This is a genomic window from Shewanella youngdeokensis (assembly GCF_033180165.1).
GTDB lineage: Bacteria > Pseudomonadota > Gammaproteobacteria > Enterobacterales > Shewanellaceae > Shewanella > Shewanella youngdeokensis.
In genome coordinates this window covers 1,503,839-1,529,144 of the sequence record NZ_CP136522.1, presented here as the reverse complement: position 1 = coordinate 1,529,144, position 25,306 = coordinate 1,503,839, and the positions used below count along the sequence as shown (strand labels likewise).

Genomic DNA, 25,306 nt, shown 5'->3' with positions numbered 1-25,306 from the left:
GATTTTAATTGCGCAAAAAAAAACCAACTAATCGTCACTGATTAATTGGTTTTAATGCTTCGCTTTAGCGATAAACGCAACAGTTATAGCGGTAACCGGCCATTAAACGACAACGCTAAGGTCGTGCTGTCGACATACTCCAGTTCACCGCCTACCGGCACGCCGTGGGCAATTCGACTAACATTAAGTTGATGATTTTTCGCCATATCAGCAATGTAGTGAGCCGTTGCATCACCTTCAACCGTTGGGTTAGTTGCTAGAATAAGTTCGCTGATTTCACCCGAGGCTAAATGCTGCTCAAGTAACGTTAAACCTAACTCATCTGGCCCGACCCCATCGAGGGGTGACAAGTGCCCAAGTAAGACAAAATAACGGCCAGTAAAATGGCCACCAGCTTCAATGGCTAATACATCAGCGGGCGTTTCAACCACACAAATAATACTTGAGTTACCGCGCTTAGTACTCACGCAAATCGGGCAATAGGCTTCTTCAGTAAAAGTACGGCATGATTGGCAGTGCCCAACCTCTGACATGGCTTTACCCAGCGAATCGGCAAGTTTACTACCCGCCTTACGGTCGCGCTCTAATAGCTGAAAAGCCATGCGCTGCGCTGATTTTGGTCCAACACCAGGTAAACATTTTAGTGACTGGATCAACTCATCAACAAGTGGACTAAATTTCATTTAACGTTCCGCATAGCAAGGCAGATCACTGCCAAAATAAAATATTGATCATCAATAACCAGAATAAGACATTAAGCTAAACATGATCAAATGAACCGCGAATATTAGCATAGAAAGCTGTAATGAAAACGCTAAATTCGCACTCTGCAACTGTGTTTATCCGGCGTCATAAAACGCTAGCCACAAAAAAGCCCAAGCGAACTTGGGCTCTTAAAGCATGAGACAATAACACCTAAGCTATGACCAACTCATGGGCCAATGCTACCGGCCTGCATTGTCTTAGAAAGGCATTTTCATACCTGGTGGAAGCTGCATACCACCAGTCACTTCGGCCATTCTTTCTTTTTGATTTTCTTCAACGCGACGAGCTGCATCATTACACGCTGCAGCAATCAGATCTTCTAGCATCTCTTTGTCATCTTCAAGCAAGCTTTCATCGATCTCGACTTTGCGTACACTGTGAGAACCAGTCATGGTCACTTTAACAAGGCCTGCACCAGCTTCGCCAGTGACTTCCATGCGCGCGATTTCTTCTTGCGCTTTAGCCATTTTGTCTTGCATTTGCTGGGCTTGCTTCATCAAGTTGCCCATACCGCCTTTTCCAAACATACTCTAATTCTCTTCTATTATTTATCACAACAAATAAAGTGCGCTAATCTTACTAAAAATAGACTGATTAGCAATGAAAGCTGAAATTTCATTTGTAAAATTATGACTCAGGTAACCGCTTAAAGTTCGACATATCGACCAATTCAATGGTTTTCCCCTTATTTACCAGTAATTCTGGTGCATAAGATAACGAATCAGGTGTCAACTGTGCGCCCATATAAGCCGTTAGCCAACGGATGTTTTCATCTTCCATCAAACCATGATGCGCTTGAGCAAGTAACTCTTGGTGAAAACGTCTTCTTACTTCAAGTGGTGTTTCTCTGATGTTGTCGAGTCCAACAGTAATTTTTACAGTACAAGGTTCACCCAACGCTAGGCTCATCGCCTCTTCTAACTGTTCAATGGCGATCCCCGCTGCAAGGTGCTTTTGATCCGGTTTTAGCAACAGAGACAAGGGTTGCTCAAAATTATGGCAAACCGAGTTCACAGCAAGTTGTCTAACACGACCACCTACTTCAAGTTCGGCCATAAACCGGTACCATTTTAAGTCAATGTCATTACCCGTTAACTCACCACTTGGCAGTGTTGGTAAGTGTAACCCATGTTCCTGAACTGAAGTTAAACTGCCAACGTCAACAACCTCTTTGATGCTAGCAGACTCTGCCGTTTGTGTGTACGTTGGTGAGGCCGTGCCAGTGTCTGCCGCCACAGGAGCTGATTCAACGACAGTTTGACTGGCATTAACATCTTCAAATCGCGCACAGGGATCTTGCTCATGGGGCGCTTCCCATGGCGGCCTGTCGATAATGTCGCTTGCTTGACCTGCCGCAGTGTTTGACGGCTCAGCTTCGCTGTTGTTTGCAACAACGGCTTCGGCTGCTAGTGGCTGTGGTTTACGCTTGGGCGGCGTAAAGGGCTTACGCTCTTTATCGGACTTTTTTGCTGAACTCTCCTTAAGGTCATCTTCACCTAATCCACTCAGCAAAGAATCCCTCGCTGCGAGGACGGCATCAAGAATGTCGTCATCTAAATTAGCGCTATCAGCAGCGGGAGTTGTTTGAGCAACGCTTTGTTCTAAACTTGTTGTAACTGCTGGTAATGAGTCTATCAGTTCAGGAGCAGCAACATTGGCGGCCTCTGGTTGAATATTGGTTGAATTAAAAGCATCAACATCAAACCCGCCACTTTCAAAGCCATTATCATCAAAATCGGAAGCTTGTGCACCGGCGTATTGAGAATAAGCAGATAAATCGTCTTCTCCAACATAACTTTCTGGAGCTATGGATAATGCAGGCTCAACGTTTTCATTCACATCCGTGTTGTGTACGGATGTAGCGTCAAACTCAGCGACTTCTGGCTCACTTTCTGTCGTAGGGACCGGAGAAAGATGCTCTGCCATCGCTGGCGCTGTAACTTGCGCAGACTCACTCTCTGGCGTGGCTATGTCTGTCGACTCGGATTCGACCAACACCGGTTGAGCATCTGAAGTATCGGGCTTCGAATAACCTTGGCTCTGTGCTTGGCTGATAATGACAGCCATTTCACTATTCATGCTCTCTAGGTCATCACCCGCAGACGAAGCTTCTTCAGAAACCGCTGCGCCCTGAGTGTCAGCTAGAGGCACTTGGGGCAGTTTAGCGTGTGACGGTACTCGTTTGGCGTCGGCTTCAACAACGGTTTTTTTTTCGCTGTTAGCACTGCCAGGTAATGGCTTTACATCGCTCTTGGGTATCGCGATGGTGGCTGGGTTATCGGTAACCCACTTTGACACGGGTTTATCGGGAACAAACGTCACTGCACGTAACAGCGCCATTTCAAGCCCTGATTTAGGATCTGGTGCATGAGGAAGATCTTTGCGGCCAGTCAGCAACAATTGGTAGTAAAGCTGTACTTGTTCTGGCGCTAACTGCTGGGCAAAAGCATTAATTTGTTCGCTATAAAGTGACATTTGCGCCGCTGCGGGAGCAAACTGCGTTAAAGTAATTTGATGCAGTAACTCAAGTAAACTTCGCAGCACCTCTTCAGGCTCTGCGCCAAATGACAGCACATTTGCACTGACTTGCATTAAAGCCATAACATCGGCATTAGCTAACGCTTCAAGCAAGGCTAAGACCTGTTTTTCGTCAATACTGCCGAGCATCGTTTGCACCTGCTCAAGCTTGACTTGTCCAGCACCAAACGCAATGGCTTGATCTGTTAAGCTTAATGCATCTCGCATACTACCGTTTGCAGCTTTAGCCAATAACGTTAACGCTGCAGGCTCAAAGCTCAGCGTTTCTCGTGTCAATATATTGCTTAATTGGTTGCCTATTTCTTCTTGGGTCAGACTCTTGAGGTTAAACTGTAAACAGCGTGATAACACCGTAACGGGTAAACGTTGTGGGTCCGTTGTTGCAAGCAAAAACTTAACGTGTTCAGGCGGTTCTTCAAGGGTTTTTAATAGTGCATTAAAACTGCTGCGAGACAGCATGTGCACTTCATCAATTAGGTATACTTTATAACGACCACGACTTGGGCGATATTGCACGTTATCGAGCAGTTCTCGGGTATCGTCGACTTTGGTGCGAGATGCAGCATCAACCTCAATGAGATCAACAAAACGCCCTTCTGAGATTTCAACACAAGCAGAGCACTTGCCACATGGCGTTGCAGTGACGCCTTGCTCACAATTTAAGCCTTTAGCAAAAAGACGCGCAATACTGGTTTTTCCTACACCCCGGGTGCCGGAAAATAAATATGCGTGATGTAGTCTTTGCTGTGTGAGCGCATTGGTTAATGCATGTAAAACATGAGATTGACCAACCATTTGCTCAAATTTGGCAGGGCGCCATTTTCTGGCTAACACCTGATATGACATGGAACACCCCAACGTGTCATTAATATGATTGCGGGAGCACGCCCCTCGAATATTTGCACAATAGCATGCCAAGGATTGACATGCTATATCAAGTGTTCAAGGAGCGATTTGACGGCGAATAATTCGCCTTAACCAGAACTTATTGTCTGATTATTCGCCTTCAAATTCACATAAGCTTAGTAATTCAAGCTCCATGTTTTCAAGACGTTTTTCGCCACCAAGATCTGGTAGAGAGATAACAAATGCAGCATGGTTTACTTCACCACCTAGTTTGCGGATAAGTTTTACGGTAGCTTCAATTGTGCCACCTGTTGCAAGCAAGTCATCAACAACCAACACTTTGTCTTCACTTGTAATTGCATCAACGTGAAGTTCAAGAACGTCATGGCCATATTCTAGCTCATAACTTTCTGAAATAACTTCTCTTGGTAATTTACCCGGCTTACGAACTGGAACAAAGCCGATCCCTAATTCTAGCGCTAGTGGAGCGCCAAAAAGGAAACCACGGGCTTCAGTGCCGACAACTTTAGTAAAACCTTGCTCCTTGTAGTGTTCCGCTAAAAGGCCAATTGTAAGTTTGTACGCTTGTGGGTCTTCTAATAAGCTCGTGACATCCCGAAACAAAATCCCTTCTTTAGGGTAGTTCGGAATGGTTTTAATGCTGTTCTTTATTAGTGCCAAGCTGTCAGTATTCATTACCATAATTCTTTACTTTATCTAAATTAATTTGCTGACACTTTGCTGGCTATAACGACCATCACAATGCCATCGTATTGTAAAAATGGGCGTAAAGCTTAAGCCCCTTTATGCTCAGTTGCAACTAAGGATGACTAGATCTGCCACATATTGACACTCTAAATATAGTCGGAATTGTTCATCAGTAAAAAGAGAGAGATTTTCAACAATAATTTAGTTTTTATATTCAGCAAGATGCGCAAACATAATGAAATGCTTAATCATCGATTTCAGGAATTTTAGCTAAATAAAGAATTAGCACACAACCAATGCAAATTAGCATTACTTTGACCCAAATGACGGGAACAATCACGATACTGGCAATAAAACTGACACTACAAACAATATAGGCTTTCTTTTTAAGCTGCCTTCGAATAGCTCTTTTGGCTTGCCAATCTTGCAAAGCCTCGGCAAACCATGGGTGGCTCATTAACCACTGGTAAAGCCTTTCGCTTGAGCGCGCAAAACAATATGCAGCCAATAAAATGAAAGGTACCGTTGGCAAAATGGGTAATACAATTCCCAGTAAACCCAATGCTAAGCTACACAAGCCCACCAGCAGGAAGAAACCACGTTGTAATGCCATTAATACCACCTGAAAACAAAAAGCCACTCATAAGAGTGGCTAGTATACCCGAGCTAAAGCAAAAGGTTCTTAAATAACCCCAGAGACTTTAAGCCAAGATAAGCTTGCTGGTAATGTCGGCAACAACATAACCAGAATAAAACCAATAAAATAAACAATGTTAAATGGCTCTTTAAACGGCTGACTCATAACTTCCTCTACGACTATTGCTAACTACATTTATTGATCTAGATCAATTTTTAGCAGCATTATAGGGTTTAGCCACACCGATAGGAAGCCTAATTGTTAATAAATTGTCTAATAATTCCCTTCTTGCTTAACTCAACCAATAGATCTAAACAGCCTTGCCTTAAGGCTGTTGGCTCTATATTAGAAAAAGTCTCTGTCAACCAATCAATTAGGGTTGCAAATTGGACCGATTCAAATTGCGACATATAAGCTAGTACCTGCGCCGTGAGCGCATTGAGCTGCAGAAAACTAACCTCATGTTGATGATCGGCATAAATACAAAAAAACTGCGGATGCTCAGTCGGTTCTACTGGTCGGTACTCATTACTAATATGCTGAACATCATAGGTATATTGTGCAATTTGAGCCGTTGCAGAGACACATAACGAAAAATTGCTCAACGCGTCAGTACTGGTGTTTTCCATGTCTATCTGGTGTTGATTTATATCATCTTGAGCGACTGCAACCACAAGCTCTAACCATTCATAGTGTGCCAACTCCAACATAAACGGCGGGTCAATCTCTGTCGCTTCATATTCTGTTTGCAAAAACAGCAAAAATTCTTGAGCAATTTCAATGAAAATAGGAGAGCTACAATCATGACCAACAAAAAACTGCTGTACTCTTTGCAACCACTCTTGCTCTGCATACAAACTTTTGAGGACTGGAAATGCATTAGATACAAAACCATTAATATTATTAAAGAAAAGATCTCTGTAGACTTTCATTCTACGGGGTTCAATGCCCTCTGGCATCGGATTTGAAGGATCTTTAATATAATCCATAAAGGTTTGCTGTGATTGAATAAAACTCATCATGCACTCCTTTTTATGTTGGCTATGTGACGGTTTTGATAATCATGAATTTGATTAATCTCCAACAATAACTCATTGGTTGCAGGAATATTAAAATCTCGCTCAAGCAATGTTGGGTACACCCCATGAATTTGATGACATTCATCAAGTAGCTTCCAAACCGGATCGTTAATGTCAGCACCATGTGTGTCAATCATGAGATCGGCAGCTTCTTCGTAGTGACCCGCGATATGCAGGTACTCAATTCTATCTGTCGGCATGGCTTTTAAATAAGCTAGCGCATTGTATTGATGATTGATTGAATTAACGTAGATATTATTAACGTCAAGTAGCATCTTACAATCCGCTTCCTCTAGAACAGCAGTCACAAACTCAACCTCAGACATTTCAGCTCCAGGGGCTGCATAAAATGACACGTTCTCAAGTATGAGCGGGCGCTCAATAATATCTTCAACTTGTTTAACACGTTTAGCCACATGACGAACAGCTTCGTTGGTGAAGGGAATTGGCATTAAGTCATACATGTGGCCAGTACCCGAACAATAACTTAAATGTTCTGAATATGTCGTTATCTGGTGCTGATCCAAAAATGATTTAATTTTTTTAACAAATTCTATGTCTAGCGGTGCTGGACTACCAATTGATAACGATAGACCATGGCAGTAAAACTCATGTTTTTCGGTTAATGCTCTAAATTGACGGCCAAACTTACCACCCAATGTCATCCAGTTTTCAGGGGCGACTTCAAAAAAATCTATATCGCTTGGAACACCTTGACAAAACTCATCAAGCATTTCACGTCTAAGGCCTAAACCGACTTGTCCTTTATTTGTCATACTACCGCCCGCAATTTAAAGGTGACTAACAAATAGGGCCAGCAAATTGCTGACCCCGTTTACTCAGCAAAAAACTTACTTCGAACCACCACACTTACCTTCACCACATTTGCCTTCTGTTTTAACTTTAGCATCTACCTTTGCTTTTGCTTTATCTCCACCGCACTTACCTTCGCCACACTTAGCTTCTTTGACTTTATCAACCGCCTTATCAGCGCCGCATTTACCTTCACCACACTTACCTTCTTTAACTTTGTCCGCGGCTTCCTCTGCCCCACATTTACCTTCGCCACACTTACCTTCACCTTCAATTAACTGGTAACCGGCCTGCATTTCACTGAAGCCAAATGCGCTAGCTTGCGCAGTCGAAGCCAGAGAGCTTCCGATAACTACAGCGCCAACAGCAAGAGTTACAGCAGTTTTATTCACTAAGTTCATAATATCTTCCTTTATGATTTAATCTACAATATTTCGGTTACCAGCAATCAATATGCAGGCTTACTTTAAGAGACCTTAACACCTGCAGAAAACTTTCAGCATTTTGACAGGTATCACATTTATGGCTCAAATAAAGTGATAGATCAAATATTATTATTTACTAAAGTAGAGTTCCAACCTCTGCCCTTGATCTCGATGCTGCTATCACTGTCATTCATGTCTAGCAATCTGCTCGCAAATAAACTATGCCTAAAGTGAATAAGGACATTGAATGTATCAAGTCTTGGCTCGAGTATTTAACAAAGTGTCATACAGTTAACATTCAGGGGTAGCGAAACGGCTTAGCGCATTAGATTAAACGCAGCTAGAGGTGCGGCTATTGATACCAAATACTGTTTTGGCTGAGTATTGCTTAACTAGCGAAGTAAACAAAAATTAGAGCAGTTATTTTATAACGGTTTACAGTAAACCTCTTTTGTTTATAAAAGCCTTAAAACAATAAGGCCAGCAAATTGCTGGCCTTTAAGTTAGACATGCAGCTAATGTTTAGCCCATGTAAAGCGCACTACCGTTGATTTCTTCACCGCATTTAGCTTCTTTTGCTTTATCAGTGTCGTGGTTAGATTGTTTTGCTTTTTCAGTTTGACCCTCTGCGACTTCGTAGCCTGCTTCCATTTCTGTGTAGGCAAATGGGATGGCCTGTACTGATGAAGACAATGCACTACCCACAACAACGGCACCAACAGCAAACTTTACAACACTCTTATTAATTAGGCTCATAGTATATTCCTTTATGAATAAAATTAAGTAATTAGTTACCAACACTGAATGTTGCTGGCTTACTATAAGAGACCTGACCAAGTTGGAAAAACTTTCAATTTATTTGACATAGATCACATTTATTTTTTTGTAGTGCCGTTTGCAGTTTTTCGCAAGCCAAGCTTAATCCAGTTAAACCTGGTGTATAGCAACATTCATTTCGCTAGGTAGACGCCAATTAGTGACGTAATCCATACTGTCAATGACGGACATCCAGACACGGTTTGTAGTAAGCAGCAGTGGTAAGCGAAGTAAGCGAAGTAAGCGAGGCTCATTCAAAAGAATTTATAAAGGGTGTAAGTGACTTGGTATAACTAGCAGTTTTTACGAGACCCTCTGTTTTACAACTGGTATAAACAATAAGGCCAGCAAGTTGCTGGCCTTTGAGTTAGACATGCAGCTAATGTTTAGCCCATGTAAAGCGCACTACCGTTGATTTCTTCACCGCATTTAGCTTCTTTCGCTTTATCAGTGTCGTGGTTAGATTGTTTTGCTTTTTCAGTTTTACCCTCTGCAACTTCGTAGCCTGCTTCCATTTCTGTGTAGGCAAATGGGATGGCCTGTACTGATGAAGACAATGCACTACCCACAACAACGGCACCAACAGCAAACTTTACAACACTCTTATTAATTAGGCTCATAGTATATTCCTTTATGAATAAAATTAAGTAATTAGTTACCAACACTGAATGTTGCTGGCTTACTATAAGAGACCTGACCAAGTTGGAAAAACTTTCAATTTATTTGACGTAGATCACGTTTATTTTTTGTAGTGCCGTTTGCAGTTTTTCGCAAGCCAAGCTTAATCCAGTTAAACCTGGTGTATAGCAACATTCATTTCGCTAGGTAGACGCCAATTAGTGACGTAATCCATACTGTCAATGACGGACATCCAGACACGGTTTGTAGTAAGCAGCAGTGGTAAGCGAAGTAAGCGAAGTAAGCGAGGCTCATTCAAAAGAATTTATAAAGGGTGTAAGTGACTTGGTATAACTAGCAGTTTTTACGAGACCCTCTGTTTTACAACTGGTATAAACAATAAGGCCAGCAAGTTGCTGACCTTTTAGTTAGACATGCAGCTAATGTTTAGCCCATGTAAAGCGCGCTACCGTTGATTTCTTCACCGCATTTAGCTTCTTTCGCTTTATCTCCGCCACATTTACCTTCGCCACACTTGCCCTCTTTGGCTTTATCTTTGGCTTTGTCTCCACCACATTTACCTTCGCCGCACTTAGCTTCTTTGGCTTTGTCTCCGCCACATTTACCTTCGCCACACTTACCTTCACCTTCTACTAATTGGTAACCGGCTTGCATTTCACTAAAGCCAAACGGAGCCGCTTGTACAGAAGAAGCAAAAGCACTACCTACAACAACTGCACCAACAGCAACTTTAACAACAGTTTTATTTACTAGTTTCATAATGTAATCCTTCAAGTAATTTGTGATTTTCGGTTACCAACGATGTATTCAGTTGGATTACTTTAAAAGACCCACGAAGGAACAAAAAACTTTCAAATTATTTGATCTAGATCAAAAAAACACCAACACCAGCATTGACGGCGAACCACTAATTGTGAGCAAGCCAGTGATAGACCGTTGTTAATTATCATTTTATTGACTACTTATATCAGCGACTAACAATAAATGTATCGATAAAATATTTTGTTATTTCTGTGCATATCTCAATAATACCCGTCATTTCTACTTGAACTAACTTAGTTACTTCAAATAATCATTACTGCTATTTAGCGATAAATTGAAATCAAAGGATTCAACAGTATAGTTTGGAGTAGTTGAGTGGTTGATGTAGAATGCAGCGCTTTTTAAACTTGATGAGTAGACAATCTGTGCGAATAATTTTGGCGCCTATGGAAGGCGTTGTTGATGACTTAATGCGTGAAATTCTTTCAGCAATTAACCCTTATGATCTAATGGTGACGGAATTTATACGGGTCGTTGATCAGCTGTTGCCAGAAAAAGTCTTTTATCGCCTTTGCCCCGAGCTAAAAAACGGTGGAAAAACCGCTTCGGGAACTCCTGTGCGTGTACAGCTACTTGGGCAAGATCCTGATTGGATGGCAGAAAATGCTATTAGAGCGACCGAAATGGGGTCGCATGGTGTAGATGTAAATTTTGGATGTCCAGCAAAAATGGTCAATCGTAGCAACGGCGGCGCCGTTATGCTGCAATATCCAGAACAGCTATATAAAGTGGTTAAAGCCATGCGTGATGCTGTGCCTGATGATCAGCCAGTCACCGCAAAAATTCGGCTCGGCTTTAATGACAAATCATTATATATGGAGAACGCCTTAGCGATTTATGAAGCGGGAGCCAGTGAGTTAGCAGTACACGCCCGTAGTAAGGTTGATGGTTATAAACCACCTGCATATTGGGAATACATTACAGACATTAACGCTAAACTGCCCATTCCAGTGATTGCCAATGGCGAAATTTGGGATCATGATGATGCTCAACGCTGTATGCACGTTACCGGTTGTGACAGCATCATGGTTGGCCGCGGCGCGATATCGCTGCCCAATTTAGCCGCCAGTATAAAAGGCGAAAAACCTTACACTTGGCAACAATCGTTAGCACTGATGCTTGAATATACCAATCGAGAACTCTCCGGTCGCAAAAGTACTTATTACCCAGCCAGAATTAAACAGTGGTTCAATTACCTCAATCGCCAATACCCTGAAGCTGACACTTTATTTAGGGAGTTACGCATATACAAAACGGCTGAAGAGATTATACAAGTGCTATATAAAGCCAATGCAGAGTTTCACTCATAAGCCTGTTCGGTACAATTGTTAATCAACTTAAATAAAACGAGACCTGACTTGATCCTCGTCATGACCAACAGATGTGACAGGTCTAGACTGTCACATTGTAAAGTCAATCATTGAAGGAGGCATTGTGAGTACTAAACCTGTCATAACGTTATTATCCGATATTGAATCGGCATTAAGGCAGCAGATTAGTGCACACCCGGAAATCCAAACTATGCTAACGGATCAGCATGATTACAGCCTTTGTGAGCTCATTGAAAAAATGACTCAAGCCAATTTATGCGACCATCCGTTATTCTTAAAGTTGATGCGGCTCGATGCAGCTCGTTGTCAGCTCGAAATTGGTTTATATGGCGTGTGCTGTGATTGCGAAGCAACTATTGAAGCCGAACTGTTAATCGCCGATCCACTTGAGCAGCGCTGTTCAAACTGCAATAACCAGTTTAAACGTGAACATCGCCAAGAGCTACGCCTTAACCATTAATGGCTACAGCTTGTTGACTAGCTAATTACATGATGATTTAGCGCAAAAAAAAACCTCCAATTAAGGAGGTTTTTTATTATCTCAAATCAACTTAGAACTTAACACTTGCTCTTACGAAGAAGTAGCGACCTAACACGTCATAAGTGTACGGGTCGGTATTTGAATCGTTATTACCTGTGAAGTATGGAGGCTCTTCATCTAACACGTTGTTAATACCAGCGGATAAACGAACAGTCTCTGTTGCATCATAAGTTGCTGACAAATCGTGATAAATAATGCTATCTACACTTGGTGCATAACATTCTGATGGAGCATCACTACAAGCAAGCGAGTCCATACCACCGATATAGCGAGCTTCATAGGTTACAGACCAATCAGCTCCAATTGCCGTTAGGTTGAAGTTAGTTTTAACTTCCGCATAAGCACCTACACCACCGGTAATATAACCTTTGTAATCGATTGAATTGCCATCATTGTCAAACTCTTCATACTCATCAAGAATTGACGTATCAAGACCTGCTTTCCAATCTAAACCTAGACCTTCGAACACATAAGCAATGTTAAGGTCGTAACCGGCAGTATTCATTGCACCAATATTCTGTAAGCCATTATCAAATGAAATACGTCCAGTAGTATCAATTTCAATGTTAGATGATTGGCATAACGATGTTCCAGTGTTGATCTTGTTACCTGATGCATCTAAACATTGATTAGCAATGTAATTGTTATCTACTGAAGAAATAGTGTTAGTAATTTCGGTCTTGTAATAGTCGAACGTAAATGACAAACCTTCAACATAGTTTGGAGAGTAAACAAGCCCGACAGTCATAATATCTGCTTCTTCAGGCGTTAACAAAGTATTACCACCAACTGTCACTTCCGCTTGATCTTGTGTTGTAGCCGCATGAACAATTTGTTCAAACGATGGCGAAGCACCACCGTACAGCTCATCAACAGTTGGTGCACGGAATGCGGTAGATTTAACACCACGAACCATCAGTTCATCAGTTAAGCGCCATGTTAGACCCAGTTTCCACGTTGAATCAGAACCAAATGTACTGTAATCGAAGTAACGAATAGCAGCGCTTAAGTCCACTTGGTCAGCAAAACGCATGTCACTCAACAATGGAACTGCAAGCTCAGCATAAATTTCATTAACATGGAATTCGCCAGCAGTAGGTTCAACCCGAGGGTCATTTGCCAAGCCTTGTGCAGTCAATGAGTCAGGGGTGTAATGAGCAGCCTCTTTACGGTATTCGTAACCAGCTGCAAAGCCAACTTCACCAGCAGGAAGTTCATACACTTCACCAGAAAGTGTTGCGGCTATAATATCTAGCTCACTACCACCACTATTTACTTCAGTGTAAATGTATGGAGCAATGCTATCGCCTACCCATGAAGACTGTAGAAATGGATCAAATTCTTCATTCAAAACAGCATCAGAAAGAGAGCCTAAGTTATGCAGGTTAGCAGTGGTGTCAACGGAGTCATTCTTACCCTTGTTGTATGACAAATCCCACATCCAGCCATTTTCTAGCTCGCCTTCTAGCCCAATAACAATACGTATTGTGTCAACAACTTGAGCGAACTCACGATTGCCAGACTCTACCATTCGACGACCATAAAAAACTTCTTCTCCGTCTTCAATCCATGGCAGTAGCTCATCAGTCATCCAACCGCCAGCAGAAATAGGTTCATAAAACCAAGCATCACTGCTCCAAATGGGTTGAGGCGCCATTTCTTGCTCAGACCAACGCTTTGAATACATTGCTTCGGTAAAGAAGGTAACGTTATCAGAAACTTGATATGTACCAGCCATACTTAGATTCAAACGCTCCATAGGAGTCGATAAAAAACTGTCTGAACTGTAATTAAAACGATCTGCATCGCTAAATTCGTGATATTCACCACCAGTACCGACTATGTCAGCACCATTATCGCCCCAAATACGGCCACCTTGCACATAATCACTACCAGCACAGTATAATGCTAACTCACCATCAACAAGTTGCTCAGCAATAGGGCAGTCAGAATAACCACGGTCTGCCTGACTAGCTTCACCGCGCTTAGTGTATTGCGCGTTGATGACAATATTACCTTTTTCAAAAGTATTACCCAGGGTGAAATCAAGGCTTGACTCATCACCATCACCCTCGGCAGAAATCCCTGTTTGGACATTCATTTCAAAGCCATCATAATCGCGCTTCAAAATAATGTTAACTACACCAGCAATAGCGTCGGTACCATAAACAGCTGAAGCACCGTCTTTTAGTACTTCTACACGTTGGATCATAGAAACTGGAATAGTGTTCAAATCAACTGTAGAAGCAGCGCCAGTACCAGAAGCAATCATACGACGGCCGTTAACTAGCACTAAAGTACGACTAGAACCTAACCCACGTAAATTGACACTCGCATTACCTTGAGAACCATTGTTGATACCAGCGTTAGTCATTGCACCGCCAGATGCTGTCATATTTTGTAGCACACCATCAATAGACGTCGCACCTGAAGCAATGATTGAAGATGCATCAATAACCGTTACTGGGCTAGATGTTTCCATATCGGCACGTTGAATACGCGAACCGGTAACTTGAATACGTTCAACTTTATCAGCATTATTACCTTCGGCATCATCTGCCATAGCAAAGCCTGATAAGGCAACGCTCGTTGCAGCCGCTGCAATAAAGCTAAACCGTACTGATTTTGCAATTATGGTTACAGAGTTCATATACTTCCCTTCTAATTCCCAAATTCATTGTTTTTATTAAGTGCTATAATTGTTATTTATTTAAAGACACTATTAACACTACGGGTTCATATTGATAAATACAAACTCGAGTGTCAACAACTATTACAACCTTATAACTCACTATTAATTTAAAATAGTTGCATAAGAAATCATAACCACCAATATAAACATTATATTTCAACAACTTATATTAAGAAGGTTCATACATAAGCACAATAGCTCAATATGTATCACCATCGATACAAGTGTTATTTCACATTTAACATTCATTTGACAAACATATTAAAAATTCAGCAACAAAGTTTTATCTTTTCCTGCAAAAATATACGTATTCATATATACACCGGCATTAACATGATCTAAATCAATAAGCCTTTAATTAAATTAGCCAATAACATAAATCCAATACAAAACACCGCCAGTAACAATTAGCGCTCAATTGTATCAAGTTGCATCACCGCCACTGCTCGTATTTTCTGTTTATCTAATTAATAGTTCCGTATTTAAAACTGGTTAGATAAAATAAGAGTGGTTGGTTTTTAAAGCTAAACGAAAGATAATTAGAAATAACTTAGAAAGGCAAAACAGTTATATAACTGCTACTAAATTAGAGCAGGGTGAGAAATGATTAGTAGCAAAAAAAACCTCCCGTTAAGGAGGTTTTTACTGAATATAAAAGTCTAACTTAGAACTGTTGACTCACTCTTAAGTAGTAAGTACGACCTAGTACATCGTAAAGACCAGTATTTACATCGCGGTAACCAGCATAGTTGTACCAAGTTGGTGCATCTTCATCCAAAAGGTTGTTAACACCTAATGTGATGCTACCATTCCACTGGTGGGCATAACCGACCTGGAAGTTATGCTTCATGTAGCTTGGCACATCAATAATGTAATCATAACCAGCATCACGCAAATCTTGTCCAGACTGGCTGCCAATATAGACTGTAGTTAATGAAGCACTAAACTCATCTAAGTACCAGCTAGCAGAAAAGTTACCACGCCAATCTGGGTAGTCTTGAGTGCCGGCATATTCGTATGGGTCAGACTCAGCATCATCTTGCTTTTTAAATTCAAGAACATGTGACACATCTAACTTGAACTTAAAGTCACCAAAACTTGTTTCTAAGTTGTATGCAGTTACAAAATCTAAACCTGAAGTTTCAACAGATGCGATATTCTCAACACCTGCTTCAATGTATTCAATTTTGCCATCTGCTGAACGATGAACTTTACTGGAGCTGCCGTTAACCTCTTCGTCATATAAAATATCGGAGATCGATAATGACTCAATTTTGTTGTCATAAACAATTGAGTAATATGATAACTCTAAGTTCCACTCGTCGGTTACGTTCCAAACACCACCAAGTGTTAAAGAGTTGCCCTCTTCCGCTTCAAGCTCAGTATTACCACCGTACCAAGTTTTATATTGATTTGAAGAAGAACAGTAATCAGCATCTGAATTATCAGCACACCAAACTGGGTCATAACCACTTTCGAAGCTAAGTGATTGCGAAGCGAACATTTCACTCATGTTAGGTGCACGGAAAGAATCACCATAACTAGCACGAAGCAGCAAAGACTCAACTGGACGCCAGCTTAAACCGAATTTAGGCACAACCGCATCGAAAGTTGATTTTTCAGTGACTTCACCTGTCGCACCAGTCAACTTACCTTCTTGCTCGTAACGCTCATAACGAACAGCAGCTGAAAGCTCAACATTCGACGGTAAACCCATTTGAACTTCAACATAGCCAGCGGTACGATCACGAGTTGCATCAACATCATCACCACCAGAGCCGCCTGAAATGAAACCTTGTGCAGATTCGGGATCACTGATCTGGGTAAAATCAATCATTTCATACTCAACACCGCCAACGATAGCCAGTGACACATCACCACTTTCGTAAGCTAATGTTGAAACAAGCGCATCAATTTGAGTGCTTTCAAACTTACCTTCATAAACACCGGTATGTTGAGCAGCGGTATACAGCGCTGTCATTTGATCATCCCACTCGTCGTATGATAGCCCTTGAGTGTTGAAGATATCGTATTCGCCAGTATCTATTTCACTTTGGATGATATTATCGTTGATCAAATTATAGTTAAATGAGTTGGTTGTAGCAGCAGAGTGCTGAGCATTGAGCTCCCAATCAACACCGTTACCAATCTCGGAATAACCTACAAAACCACCTAAAATATCAAAGTTGTTAGTTTCAATCGTGGTATCACGCTCACCAATTTGCACTGAGCGCATGTAGATCGTCATATCTTCACCGGTAGGGTTGTACTGATTGTCAGCACTCATTACTGGGTAACTTGTTGAAACTGGCGTACCAGCATAACGGGTGTTGGTTTCAGTCAAAGAAGCAGAACCACGACCACGGAATTTAATATCATCTGTGATATCGTAACTAAAGTTAGTCATAAATGAGTTACGGCTAACATCACCAAATAGCTTAGTTACCTCACCATAGCTATAGTAACAGCGGCCATTATTCTCGCCGTCGGTATCGTTATAGGTGTTTTCGGTTTGATCACACATTGCTGAATTTGAATAAAATGCATAAATGTCATCACCGTCTTCATCTTGCTCACCTGTATTGTAATAGCCATTAGGCACTGAGCTGAATGAGCTATAGTCAAAAAAGGTATCATCGTCCATGCTCCATATATCAGCGTCCATTACACTTTCAGAGCTGTAATGTTCATAAGTGAAACTGATATTGCCTTTTTCAGTATTATAACCTGTGGCGAGTGAAAAACGCTTGGTCGTGCCACCGTCAACACTTGGCTCTTCCAGACTAAAATCAACCTGCATGCCTTCAAATTCTTTTTTGGTAATGATGTTAATTACACCCGCTACCGCATCAGAACCATAAACAGCAGATGCACCATCACGAAGAATTTCAATACGCTCAACTATCGCCATTGGAATTTGCGAAGTATCTGCTTCAGCACCTGAACTTGAACTCGTACCCGGCATACGACGGCCATCAAGCAATACTAAAGTTGCAGACGATCCAAGGCCACGTAGATCAACACTACTTGTTGAGCCCGCACCAGAACCATAACCTGACATACCACGCCAAGAACCAAAACTGTTAATTGCAGAGTTATTTAAAACATCAGCAACTGTTTTTTCACCGGTCATTGCAATATCAGCAGCGCTAATAACAGTAACGGGTGAAACAGTTTCCATATCAACTTGCTTAATACGAGAACCTGTCACTTCAATTCTTTCAACAGTTTCTTCTGAACCTGCAGCAACTGCAAATCCTGATAAAGCTACACTTGTCACAGCCGCAGTAATTAAACTACGACGTACTGCTACAGCAGTTAACGTTACAGAGTTCATTTGTTATCCCTTCAAGTATCGAATTAATATTCGAAATAGCACTTAGTTATTTTTATTTAAAGCGATATTAATCGCTTACGTTTTATACTGATAAAGCTAAACAAATCAGTCAACAGTGATTACAAAGTAATAACTTAAAATAACTAAATATCGATAAAAATGAGATGGCATGGACAGATAAAGCTATACAGTACAACAACTTATAACGCCACCAGCAAATGTTTCATTGTAAGTCATTTTGTTTCAACGCTGTCACGTTTGTCTTACTAATAAATGTTCAATAAAACACTTAAACATTAAAAAAACGGAATGAATAAAAACTGTAAATAGGTGCATATATAGCCACACAGCCCTTATTTAGCAATCAGATTGCAGCTTGTTTAAAATAATTATAAAGAATAATACTTAGATCAGCCCTCTATCCAGTCAACATACTGTTTACATTAAAATGCAAGTGCAACGTATTGCATCAATTAATTAACAAGCCAGTTTTTAAACTTACGCTATTAATTACGTAATAGTTCAATAAAACCGACAACATATATTTGTTCATCACGGCATAAATTCAATTAAGTAAATACAAGCTCCAATTAATTAACTAGGTAAATCTAATATGCAAATGGCTCAAAGAAAGTAAGTAAATAGTTATTGCTCTGAGCCTCAGCAACGCGGTGGAATTAGGCTTTAGTTAAAGCATACTGTTCAAGTAAAACTAAAGTGTTACACATAAAGAACCGCTCGACTCATATGCCGTAATAAAAATGACAGCATATGCCTCGCTAAATGAAAAGTGGAAGATGGCCAGAACTAAAAGTGCTCATAACCTTATCGGTATTACAGTGTATGAAATTGATAAAGACTGAAACCACAGCTGCGGCAGTTGCCACGCTAGGTCAGTATCGATGGGCTTTATGCGTCAGCGTTTAACGAATACATAATAATAAAAGCTACTGCAACCAAGCAGGCCTTCACTGTGGGTGGAGGCTCCTTTGCTGCTACAAGATTATCAGCTTTAAAAGAATAACATCACTGATGATACGGTGAAGAACACTGAATTTTAGACATAAAAAAAGAGCCTGAAGGCTCTTTTTTTATCTTAGTGACGGCTCAAATTAACGAGTACGTACACAAAGCTCTTCAGCGCTGAAGAAGTAAGCTACTTCACGCTCTGCAGATGCAACTGAATCAGAACCGTGTGCAGCGTTCTCATCAATGCTTTTAGCGAAATCAGCACGGATAGTGCCTTCAGCCGCTTCAGCTGGGTTAGTTGCGCCTAGGATTTCACGGTGTGCAAGAACAGCGTTTTCACCTTCTAGAGTCTGAACCATGATTGGGCCAGAAGTCATGAATGCAACTAGTGCACCAAAGAAAGGACGCTCGCTATGTTCAGCATAGAAACCTTCAGCTTGTTCTTTGCTTAGGTGAACCATTTTAGAAGCGATGATTTTCAGGCCAGCAGTTTCAAAACGGTTGTAGATAGCGCCAATGTTGTTGTTTGCAACAGCGTCAGGCTTAATGATAGAAAAAGTACGTTCGATAGCCATGAAAAGCTTCCTTCTTAAATAAACGGGTTTTAAATTCGCGCGGATTATACGAAATTAATGACTAATTGCCTACCCTTATAGTGCTATCAAATAGAGATAAGCTGTATTTATAAATACATAAAAGCCAATCAGATCACAGTTCATTGCTGAACGTGTCAAGATTGGCTTAAAATTGGCCACTTCTAGCACTATATCAATAGCAACTAAATAAGGCTTACTTGTGGTTTTTAGCCCACACAACGCCGGCACCGATCACAGCAACTAATGCTAGTGCTGGAGCCATATCCATAAAGTGATGAAACAGCCCTATGCCTCCGTGCCCTTCGTGTGCAAATGCTAATGTCGGAGTTAATAAAGTCGTGGCTAGTAATAGAAACTTACTCATGTTGACGTTCCTTTGATTAATGGCTGGAATTATATGATTTTTCTAGATTGTCTAGACTGTAGTCATAATTGTGAAGCTAGCCTAAAATCAAATACAAAGCGTGAACTTGATGTTGATCAATGCTACGTTTCTTTCACTTATTGAATACCAACATACATGATTTAGATCACGTATGTACTAATAATCACCGACAATAAGTCTCACTTTTCATCAATCCAGCAACCTAGAATGGCTTCTAAATAAGCTTCATTAAACTGTTTAGGATCATCATCAAAAGCAGCAAGCTTTACCACGCTATCGAACAGCTCAGTAAACCTAACAAACTCTGGATTAACATCAGGGTATTTTTCTAAGAGCTCTAACGCAATGTCTTGTGAATCGGTCCATTTTAGTTCCATATACAGCTCCATCAGGTTCAGGTAATTTCAGTATAAACCAAACATTTTATTCAACAGGTCAATAGCGCAAAAATGCCAAAAAAAAGCCAGTAGTCAAGCTACTGGCTTTTCTATATTAGTTATTTACTAGTGACCTTCACTGACCATGTTAATGGTGTACTTAGGGATTTCTACCACTAAGTCGGTCTCTGGTACCTTTGCTTGGCAAGCAAGACGACTTTCAGGCTCTAAGCCCCATGCTTTATCAAGCATGTCATCTTCTAGCTCATCGCTCTCATCTAGGTCATCAAACCCTTCACGCACGATACAATGACACGTTGTACATGCGCATGACTTCTCACATGCATGTTCGATATGAATACCGTTACGCAAAGCAACGTCTAATATAGTTTCACCTTCATTGGCCTCTAAAACTGCGCCATCTGGGCATAACTCATCGTGCGGTAAAAATACTATTTGTGCCATGTTGGGACCTATATATTGTCAACAGACTGGCCTTTAAGGGCGAGTTTGATTGAATTATCCATTCGCTTAGCTGCGAAATTTTGCGTTACTTTATCTAAAGCTTCTATTGCTACTTCAATTGCATCAGTGTCTTGCTCACCGGCAAGCTGTGCTAATGAGGCCATAGAGTTCTGAATTGAGCTGAGCTCGTCAGATGTTAACAGTTGACCATCCTTAATTAAAGCGGCATTAAGTGACTCAAGTACTCGGGCTGCTTCAACTTGCTTCTCAGCTAACATGCGGCGACTAATGTCATGCTCGGCATTGGCCATAGAGTCTTTTAACATGCTACCGATCTCAGTATCAGACAAACCAAATGATGGTTTAACTTGAATACTGGTTTTTACACCCGTTGACTTCTCCATCGCGGTAACACTGAGTAAACCATCTGCATCGACCTGGAATGTGACACGAATATGAGCTGCACCTGCGGCTAATGGCGGGATCCCTTTAAGGGTAAATTTAGCAAGAGAGCGACAATCAGCAACTAACTCTCGTTCACCTTGAACGACATGAAATGCCATTGCAGTCTGGCCATCTTTAAATGTAGTAAACTCTTGAGCACGAGCAGCCGGAATTGTCGTATTACGAGACACCACTTTTTCCACTAATCCACCCATGGTTTCAATACCGAGCGATAATGGAATCACATCTAATAGCAACAAGTCTGACTCAGGTTTGTTACCCACTAAAATGTCAGCTTGAATGCCAGCGCCAATCGCGACAACACGATCGGGATCAATTGACGTCAGTGGCTCTTGACCAAAAAAGCTTGCAACTTGTTCACGAACCAATGGCACACGAGTTGAACCACCCACCATGACGGTTTCGAGCACTTCATCAACGCTGACACCAGCATCACGCAATGCTCGGCGACAGCTAGATACCGTTTTCTTAACGAGCTTGCTTATCATGGCGTCGAATGTCTCACGACTTATAGTGAGCGACAGCTCAGTGCCATTGTCATCTAATACATTTGCAATTGTACTGTTGTTTTCGGTGAGTGCTTCTTTGACTTTGCGGGCTTCGATAAGTAAACGGCGGCCTAAACCGTCGCTAACTGATCCTAACGACCATTGCTGCTCAAAATGTGCTTGCAACATGTGATCGAAATCATCACCACCCAGCGCTGAATCACCACCAGTTGCAAGTACTTCAAACACGCCTTTGTTTAGGCGAAGTATAGAGATATCGAAAGTGCCGCCACCGAGATCGTATACTGCAATAACCCCTTCTTTACCAGAATCTAAACCATAAGCAATGGCGGCTGCAGTCGGTTCATTAAGTAAACGCAAAACGTTAACACCAACAAGGGCTGCGGCATCCTTAGTACCTTGACGTTGAGCGTCATCGAAATATGCCGGCACAGTAATCACCGCACCTTCGAGCGAACCACCAAGTGTCGCTTCGGCACGTTCAATCAATGGCTTTAGGATTTCAGCAGAGACTTGTACAGGATTAACATTACCTTGGGGGGTGACAAAAATGGGCAAACCGTTGTCACTTGCTTTTAGTATATAAGGCAAGTTTTGGCTACTAGTTTGAACATCTTCTAAGCTTCGGCCCATAAAACGTTTAACCGACACAATGGTGTTTTGTGGGTCCTGAGCTGAAAAGGCTTCGGCCTCTCGTCCAACAAAAACGGCATCTTGGGTATAACGAACCACTGATGGTAACGAATGTAAGTCATTTTCATCAGCTAAGGTGCTTGCCACGCCACTTCGAACGGCGGCAACAAGAGAATTGGTCGTGCCTAAATCTATGCCTACTGCTAGACGATGTTGGTGAGGAGCAGCTGTCTGTCCAGGCTCTGCTATCTGCAAAAGTGCCATATATATCCAACTTAAAAATATGGGCTCAGAGACCCTGAGCCATAAGAATTATAAATAAAAGTTCAGCTGGTTAATCTAGAAGTGTGTCTTCTATATTTGCCAACTCATCTTGTAATTTTGCCATAAACTTCAGTTTACGAATTTGATCCGCTGCCTGCAAATGTTCAGATTCTAAATCGCTCAGCAACAACACTTTTAGGCTTGTTGTAATCTGCTTAGCAAATGCGTCAAATGAGGTATAGAGCGCGTCAATTTCAGCTTCAGGATCGCGACTGTGACTAATGTCTTCTAGCGACTCACGCCATTCCATTTGCTGCATTAAAAATTGAGTATCTTTAAGCGTTGTTGACTCGTGACTTAACTCCAGCCCTTTGAGAGCTAACAAGTGTTCAGCGCGTTGGATTGGATTTTTTAATGTTTGGAAGGCATCGTTTATCTGTGCCGTACGCTGCACAGATAATCGTTTATCTTGTTCGCTTGCATTGGCAAACTTGTCGGGATGTACCGCCCTTTGCAGATCGCGGTAGCGCTCTGCAAGTATGGCGGTGTCGACATCATAGGAAGGAGATAAACTAAACAGCTCAAAATAATTCATAGTTTAACTTTCAACGGTTATACAGTGAAACTTTCACCGCAACCACATTCACCTTTAGCATTAGGGTTGTTGAATTGGAAACCTTCATTGAGGCCTTCTTTAACGAAGTCCAATTCGATGCCTTGAAGATAAATAAAACTTTTTGCATCGATGATGATTTTAACACCATCAATATCAAAGATTTCATCATCGTCGTTCAAATCATCAACAAACTCAAGGATGTAAGCCATGCCTGAGCAACCTGATGTTTTCAACCCTAAACGTAAGCCTAGGCCTTTACCGCGACTGTCTAAAAAAGTTTTAACTCGATCAGCCGCAGCGGGAGTAATACTAATTGCCATCTTAACTCCAGGTTTACTTCGATTGCTTTGCTTTGTACTCATCCAATGCAGCTTTAATGGCATCTTCTGCCAAAATAGAGCAATGAATTTTTACTGGTGGCAATGCAAGTTCTTCGGCAATATCAGTATTTTTTATCGCACCAGCTTCTTCAACTGTTTTACCTTTTACCCATTCTGTCACCAATGAGCTTGAGGCAATTGCGCTACCACAACCGTAAGTTTTAAATTTAGCATCTTCGATAATACCGCTATCATTAATGCGCAACTGTAGCTTCATTACGTCACCACAAGCTGGGGCACCGACCATTCCGGTTACCACTGATGCATCCTCTTTATCGAACGAACCAACATTACGCGGGTTCTCATAATGCTCTATTACTTTTTCGCTATAAGCCATGATACTGCTCCAATTTATCTATTCGTCAATGTAATGAAGGTTAGTGGTGTGCCCATTGGACAGAGTCCAAATCAATACCGTCTTTGAACATTTCCCAAAGCGGTGACATTTCCCTTAAATTACCGATAGATTCTTTAATTGTTTTTATTGCATGCTCGATCTCTTCGTCAGTCGTAAAGCGACCAATAGAGAATCGAATTGAGCTATGCGCCATTTCATCATTCAAGCCAAGTGCACGTAGCACATAACTCGGTTCAAGACTGGCAGATGTACATGCCGAACCTGATGAAACTGCTAAATCTTTAAGTGCCATCATCAAAGACTCGCCTTCAACAAAGTTAAAGCTGACATTCAAACTGCCACAATGTCTTTGCTCCATGTCACCGTTAATGTACGTCTCTTCAATATGGTTGATGCCATTCCATAACTTGTCACGTAACCGGCGGATACGCTCGTTATCTGATTCCATATCCGTTTTAGCAATCAGTGCTGCTTCACCAAAACCAACAATCTGATGTGTTGCTAATGTACCACTACGCATACCACGCTCATGCCCGCCACCATGCATCGCCGCTTCTAAACGAATACGCGGTTTACGGCTAACATATAATGCACCGATCCCCTTAGGGCCATACATTTTATGGGCAGAAATAGACATAAGATCGACTTTTGTTTTTTGCACATCGACAGGGATTTTACCCACACTTTGCGCAGCATCGACATGGAAAACAATTTTACGTGAACGACAAAGTTCACCAATGGCATCGATATCTTGAATTACACCAATTTCATTATTAACCTGCATAATGCTAACTAACAACGTGTCTTCACGCATTGCAGCTTCGATCATTGCAACTGGTATTAAACCACTTGGCTCAGGCTGAAGATAAGTGACTTCATAACCTTCACGCTCTAATTGGCGACAAGTGTCTAACACAGCTTTATGTTCTGTTTTACTGGTGATGATGTGCTTACCCTTCTTTTGATAGAAGTGAGCTACACCTTTAATCGCTAGGTTGTCGGACTCTGTCGCGCCAGACGTAAATACAATTTCACGTGGATCAGCATTAATCAGGTCAGCAATTTGGTTACGAGCAATATCAACCGCTTCTTCAGCTTGCCAGCCGTATCGATGAGAACGAGACGCTGGATTACCAAAAATGCCGTCCATCGTCATGCACTGCATCATTTTCTCTGCAACGCGAGGATCAACCGGCGTCGTCGCAGCATAATCTAAATAGATAGGTAGCTTCATCACACACTCCGTACTTTGTGGCAGCCATTGTGCTACCACTTACAACGTACAAAAATTATTTTTATA

Annotated in this window: 24 protein-coding genes; 2 read left to right on the top strand and 22 right to left on the bottom strand. The window is 41.5% G+C overall.

Going from position 1 to position 25,306, the window contains the following annotated elements:
- Window positions 1-83: 83 nt before the first annotated feature.
- The 11 genes from recR to RGE70_RS06495 form a co-directional block, all read right to left on the bottom strand.
- The gene (recR, locus tag RGE70_RS06545) at window positions 84-683 is read right to left on the bottom strand and encodes a recombination mediator RecR (protein ID WP_310470699.1); all 600 of its coding nucleotides are present in this window, start codon (window positions 681-683) and stop codon (window positions 84-86) included.
- Window positions 684-962: 279 nt separating this feature from the next.
- The gene (locus tag RGE70_RS06540) at window positions 963-1,292 is read right to left on the bottom strand and encodes a YbaB/EbfC family nucleoid-associated protein (protein ID WP_310470698.1); all 330 of its coding nucleotides are present in this window, start codon (window positions 1,290-1,292) and stop codon (window positions 963-965) included.
- Window positions 1,293-1,392: 100 nt separating this feature from the next.
- Complete coding sequence (gene dnaX, locus RGE70_RS06535) at window positions 1,393-4,149, bottom strand: DNA polymerase III subunit gamma/tau (RefSeq protein WP_310470697.1); 2,757 nt, start codon at window positions 4,147-4,149, stop codon at window positions 1,393-1,395.
- 150 nt (window positions 4,150-4,299) lie between these two features.
- A complete protein-coding gene (gene apt, locus RGE70_RS06530) occupies window positions 4,300-4,851 on the bottom strand; it encodes an adenine phosphoribosyltransferase (protein ID WP_310470696.1) in 552 nt (183 codons plus the stop codon).
- A gap of 250 nt (window positions 4,852-5,101) precedes the next feature.
- Complete coding sequence (locus tag RGE70_RS06525; RefSeq protein ID WP_310470695.1) at window positions 5,102-5,470, bottom strand: YbaN family protein; 369 nt, start codon at window positions 5,468-5,470, stop codon at window positions 5,102-5,104.
- A 278-nt stretch (window positions 5,471-5,748) separates the two neighbouring features.
- Window positions 5,749-6,513, bottom strand: a complete 765-nt coding sequence (locus tag RGE70_RS06520; protein ID WP_310472939.1) for an HvfC family RiPP maturation protein — start codon at window positions 6,511-6,513, stop codon at window positions 5,749-5,751.
- Entirely contained in the window at window positions 6,513-7,349 is an 837-nt protein-coding gene (locus RGE70_RS06515) for an HvfB family MNIO-type RiPP peptide maturase (protein WP_310470694.1), read from the bottom strand. Before RGE70_RS06515 ends, RGE70_RS06520 begins: the two co-directional genes overlap by 1 nt.
- Before the next feature lie 75 nt (window positions 7,350-7,424).
- Window positions 7,425-7,787 carry an HvfA family oxazolone/thioamide-modified RiPP metallophore gene (locus tag RGE70_RS06510; protein WP_310470693.1) on the bottom strand — a complete coding sequence of 121 codons (363 nt, stop codon included), beginning with the start codon at window positions 7,785-7,787 and terminating at the stop codon, window positions 7,425-7,427.
- A gap of 546 nt (window positions 7,788-8,333) precedes the next feature.
- Entirely contained in the window at window positions 8,334-8,567 is a 234-nt protein-coding gene (locus tag RGE70_RS06505) for a hypothetical protein (RefSeq protein ID WP_310470692.1), read from the bottom strand.
- A gap of 446 nt (window positions 8,568-9,013) precedes the next feature.
- Entirely contained in the window at window positions 9,014-9,247 is a 234-nt protein-coding gene (locus tag RGE70_RS06500) for a hypothetical protein (protein WP_310470691.1), read from the bottom strand.
- A 445-nt stretch (window positions 9,248-9,692) separates the two neighbouring features.
- Entirely contained in the window at window positions 9,693-10,025 is a 333-nt protein-coding gene (locus tag RGE70_RS06495) for an HvfA family oxazolone/thioamide-modified RiPP metallophore (RefSeq protein WP_310470690.1), read from the bottom strand.
- 428 nt (window positions 10,026-10,453) lie between these two features.
- On the opposite strand from RGE70_RS06495, the gene dusC reads away from it, so the two are divergent.
- Together dusC and RGE70_RS06485 are read left to right on the top strand one after the other, a co-directional pair.
- Complete coding sequence (gene dusC, locus RGE70_RS06490) at window positions 10,454-11,398, top strand: tRNA dihydrouridine(16) synthase DusC (protein ID WP_310470689.1); 945 nt, start codon at window positions 10,454-10,456, stop codon at window positions 11,396-11,398.
- Between the two features lie 124 nt (window positions 11,399-11,522).
- Complete coding sequence (locus tag RGE70_RS06485) at window positions 11,523-11,879, top strand: TraR/DksA family transcriptional regulator (protein ID WP_310470688.1); 357 nt, start codon at window positions 11,523-11,525, stop codon at window positions 11,877-11,879.
- Between the two features lie 91 nt (window positions 11,880-11,970).
- On the opposite strand, the gene RGE70_RS06480 is transcribed toward RGE70_RS06485, so the two are convergent.
- From RGE70_RS06480 to RGE70_RS06430, 11 genes are all read right to left on the bottom strand, one after another.
- The gene (locus RGE70_RS06480) at window positions 11,971-14,610 is read right to left on the bottom strand and encodes a TonB-dependent receptor (RefSeq protein ID WP_310470687.1); all 2,640 of its coding nucleotides are present in this window, start codon (window positions 14,608-14,610) and stop codon (window positions 11,971-11,973) included.
- 706 nt (window positions 14,611-15,316) lie between these two features.
- Window positions 15,317-17,989 (bottom strand): TonB-dependent receptor, encoded by a 2,673-nt coding sequence (locus RGE70_RS06475; protein ID WP_310470686.1) that lies wholly within the window; start codon window positions 17,987-17,989, stop codon window positions 15,317-15,319.
- A 1,112-nt stretch (window positions 17,990-19,101) separates the two neighbouring features.
- Entirely contained in the window at window positions 19,102-19,533 is a 432-nt protein-coding gene (gene ndk, locus RGE70_RS06470) for a nucleoside-diphosphate kinase (RefSeq protein WP_310470685.1), read from the bottom strand.
- Between the two features lie 214 nt (window positions 19,534-19,747).
- Complete coding sequence (locus RGE70_RS06465) at window positions 19,748-19,918, bottom strand: hypothetical protein (protein WP_310470684.1); 171 nt, start codon at window positions 19,916-19,918, stop codon at window positions 19,748-19,750.
- Between the two features lie 200 nt (window positions 19,919-20,118).
- Window positions 20,119-20,316, bottom strand: coding sequence for a Fe-S cluster assembly protein IscX (iscX, locus tag RGE70_RS06460; protein WP_310470683.1), 198 nt, complete (start codon window positions 20,314-20,316; stop codon window positions 20,119-20,121).
- A 126-nt stretch (window positions 20,317-20,442) separates the two neighbouring features.
- Window positions 20,443-20,781, bottom strand: a complete 339-nt coding sequence (gene fdx, locus RGE70_RS06455) for an ISC system 2Fe-2S type ferredoxin (RefSeq protein WP_310470682.1) — start codon at window positions 20,779-20,781, stop codon at window positions 20,443-20,445.
- An 8-nt stretch (window positions 20,782-20,789) separates the two neighbouring features.
- Complete coding sequence (hscA, locus tag RGE70_RS06450) at window positions 20,790-22,652, bottom strand: Fe-S protein assembly chaperone HscA (RefSeq protein ID WP_310470681.1); 1,863 nt, start codon at window positions 22,650-22,652, stop codon at window positions 20,790-20,792.
- 70 nt (window positions 22,653-22,722) lie between these two features.
- Entirely contained in the window at window positions 22,723-23,247 is a 525-nt protein-coding gene (hscB, locus tag RGE70_RS06445; RefSeq protein WP_310470680.1) for a co-chaperone HscB, read from the bottom strand.
- Between the two features lie 17 nt (window positions 23,248-23,264).
- The gene (iscA, locus tag RGE70_RS06440) at window positions 23,265-23,588 is read right to left on the bottom strand and encodes an iron-sulfur cluster assembly protein IscA (protein WP_310470679.1); all 324 of its coding nucleotides are present in this window, start codon (window positions 23,586-23,588) and stop codon (window positions 23,265-23,267) included.
- A gap of 13 nt (window positions 23,589-23,601) precedes the next feature.
- Window positions 23,602-23,985, bottom strand: a complete 384-nt coding sequence (gene iscU, locus RGE70_RS06435) for a Fe-S cluster assembly scaffold IscU (RefSeq protein ID WP_310470678.1) — start codon at window positions 23,983-23,985, stop codon at window positions 23,602-23,604.
- Between the two features lie 40 nt (window positions 23,986-24,025).
- The gene (locus tag RGE70_RS06430) at window positions 24,026-25,240 is read right to left on the bottom strand and encodes an IscS subfamily cysteine desulfurase (protein WP_310470677.1); all 1,215 of its coding nucleotides are present in this window, start codon (window positions 25,238-25,240) and stop codon (window positions 24,026-24,028) included.
- Between the last annotated feature and the right edge of the window lie 66 nt (window positions 25,241-25,306).

What these genes read in the sequence shown, in the direction of transcription:
- hscB (WP_310470680.1), bottom strand. Translation starts at nt 23,247, where the DNA reads ATGAATTATTTTGAGCTGTTTAGTTTATCTCCTTCCTATGATGTCGAC.
- RGE70_RS06520 (WP_310472939.1), bottom strand. Translation starts at nt 6,513, where the DNA reads ATGAGTTTTATTCAATCACAGCAAACCTTTATGGATTATATTAAAGAT.
- iscU (WP_310470678.1), bottom strand. Translation starts at nt 23,985, where the DNA reads ATGGCTTATAGCGAAAAAGTAATAGAGCATTATGAGAACCCGCGTAAT.
- RGE70_RS06480 (WP_310470687.1), bottom strand. Translation starts at nt 14,610, where the DNA reads ATGAACTCTGTAACCATAATTGCAAAATCAGTACGGTTTAGCTTTATT.
- fdx (WP_310470682.1), bottom strand. Translation starts at nt 20,781, where the DNA reads ATGGCACAAATAGTATTTTTACCGCACGATGAGTTATGCCCAGATGGC.
- RGE70_RS06500 (WP_310470691.1), bottom strand. Translation starts at nt 9,247, where the DNA reads ATGAGCCTAATTAATAAGAGTGTTGTAAAGTTTGCTGTTGGTGCCGTT.
- iscX (WP_310470683.1), bottom strand. Translation starts at nt 20,316, where the DNA reads ATGGAACTAAAATGGACCGATTCACAAGACATTGCGTTAGAGCTCTTA.
- RGE70_RS06525 (WP_310470695.1), bottom strand. Translation starts at nt 5,470, where the DNA reads ATGGCATTACAACGTGGTTTCTTCCTGCTGGTGGGCTTGTGTAGCTTA.
- hscA (WP_310470681.1), bottom strand. Translation starts at nt 22,652, where the DNA reads ATGGCACTTTTGCAGATAGCAGAGCCTGGACAGACAGCTGCTCCTCAC.
- RGE70_RS06540 (WP_310470698.1), bottom strand. Translation starts at nt 1,292, where the DNA reads ATGTTTGGAAAAGGCGGTATGGGCAACTTGATGAAGCAAGCCCAGCAA.
- ndk (WP_310470685.1), bottom strand. Translation starts at nt 19,533, where the DNA reads ATGGCTATCGAACGTACTTTTTCTATCATTAAGCCTGACGCTGTTGCA.
- RGE70_RS06505 (WP_310470692.1), bottom strand. Translation starts at nt 8,567, where the DNA reads ATGAGCCTAATTAATAAGAGTGTTGTAAAGTTTGCTGTTGGTGCCGTT.
- RGE70_RS06510 (WP_310470693.1), bottom strand. Translation starts at nt 7,787, where the DNA reads ATGAACTTAGTGAATAAAACTGCTGTAACTCTTGCTGTTGGCGCTGTA.
- RGE70_RS06495 (WP_310470690.1), bottom strand. Translation starts at nt 10,025, where the DNA reads ATGAAACTAGTAAATAAAACTGTTGTTAAAGTTGCTGTTGGTGCAGTT.
- iscA (WP_310470679.1), bottom strand. Translation starts at nt 23,588, where the DNA reads ATGGCAATTAGTATTACTCCCGCTGCGGCTGATCGAGTTAAAACTTTT.
- RGE70_RS06515 (WP_310470694.1), bottom strand. Translation starts at nt 7,349, where the DNA reads ATGACAAATAAAGGACAAGTCGGTTTAGGCCTTAGACGTGAAATGCTT.
- RGE70_RS06430 (WP_310470677.1), bottom strand. Translation starts at nt 25,240, where the DNA reads ATGAAGCTACCTATCTATTTAGATTATGCTGCGACGACGCCGGTTGAT.
- dnaX (WP_310470697.1), bottom strand. Translation starts at nt 4,149, where the DNA reads ATGTCATATCAGGTGTTAGCCAGAAAATGGCGCCCTGCCAAATTTGAG.
- recR (WP_310470699.1), bottom strand. Translation starts at nt 683, where the DNA reads ATGAAATTTAGTCCACTTGTTGATGAGTTGATCCAGTCACTAAAATGT.
- RGE70_RS06475 (WP_310470686.1), bottom strand. Translation starts at nt 17,989, where the DNA reads ATGAACTCTGTAACGTTAACTGCTGTAGCAGTACGTCGTAGTTTAATT.
- apt (WP_310470696.1), bottom strand. Translation starts at nt 4,851, where the DNA reads ATGGTAATGAATACTGACAGCTTGGCACTAATAAAGAACAGCATTAAA.
- RGE70_RS06465 (WP_310470684.1), bottom strand. Translation starts at nt 19,918, where the DNA reads ATGAGTAAGTTTCTATTACTAGCCACGACTTTATTAACTCCGACATTA.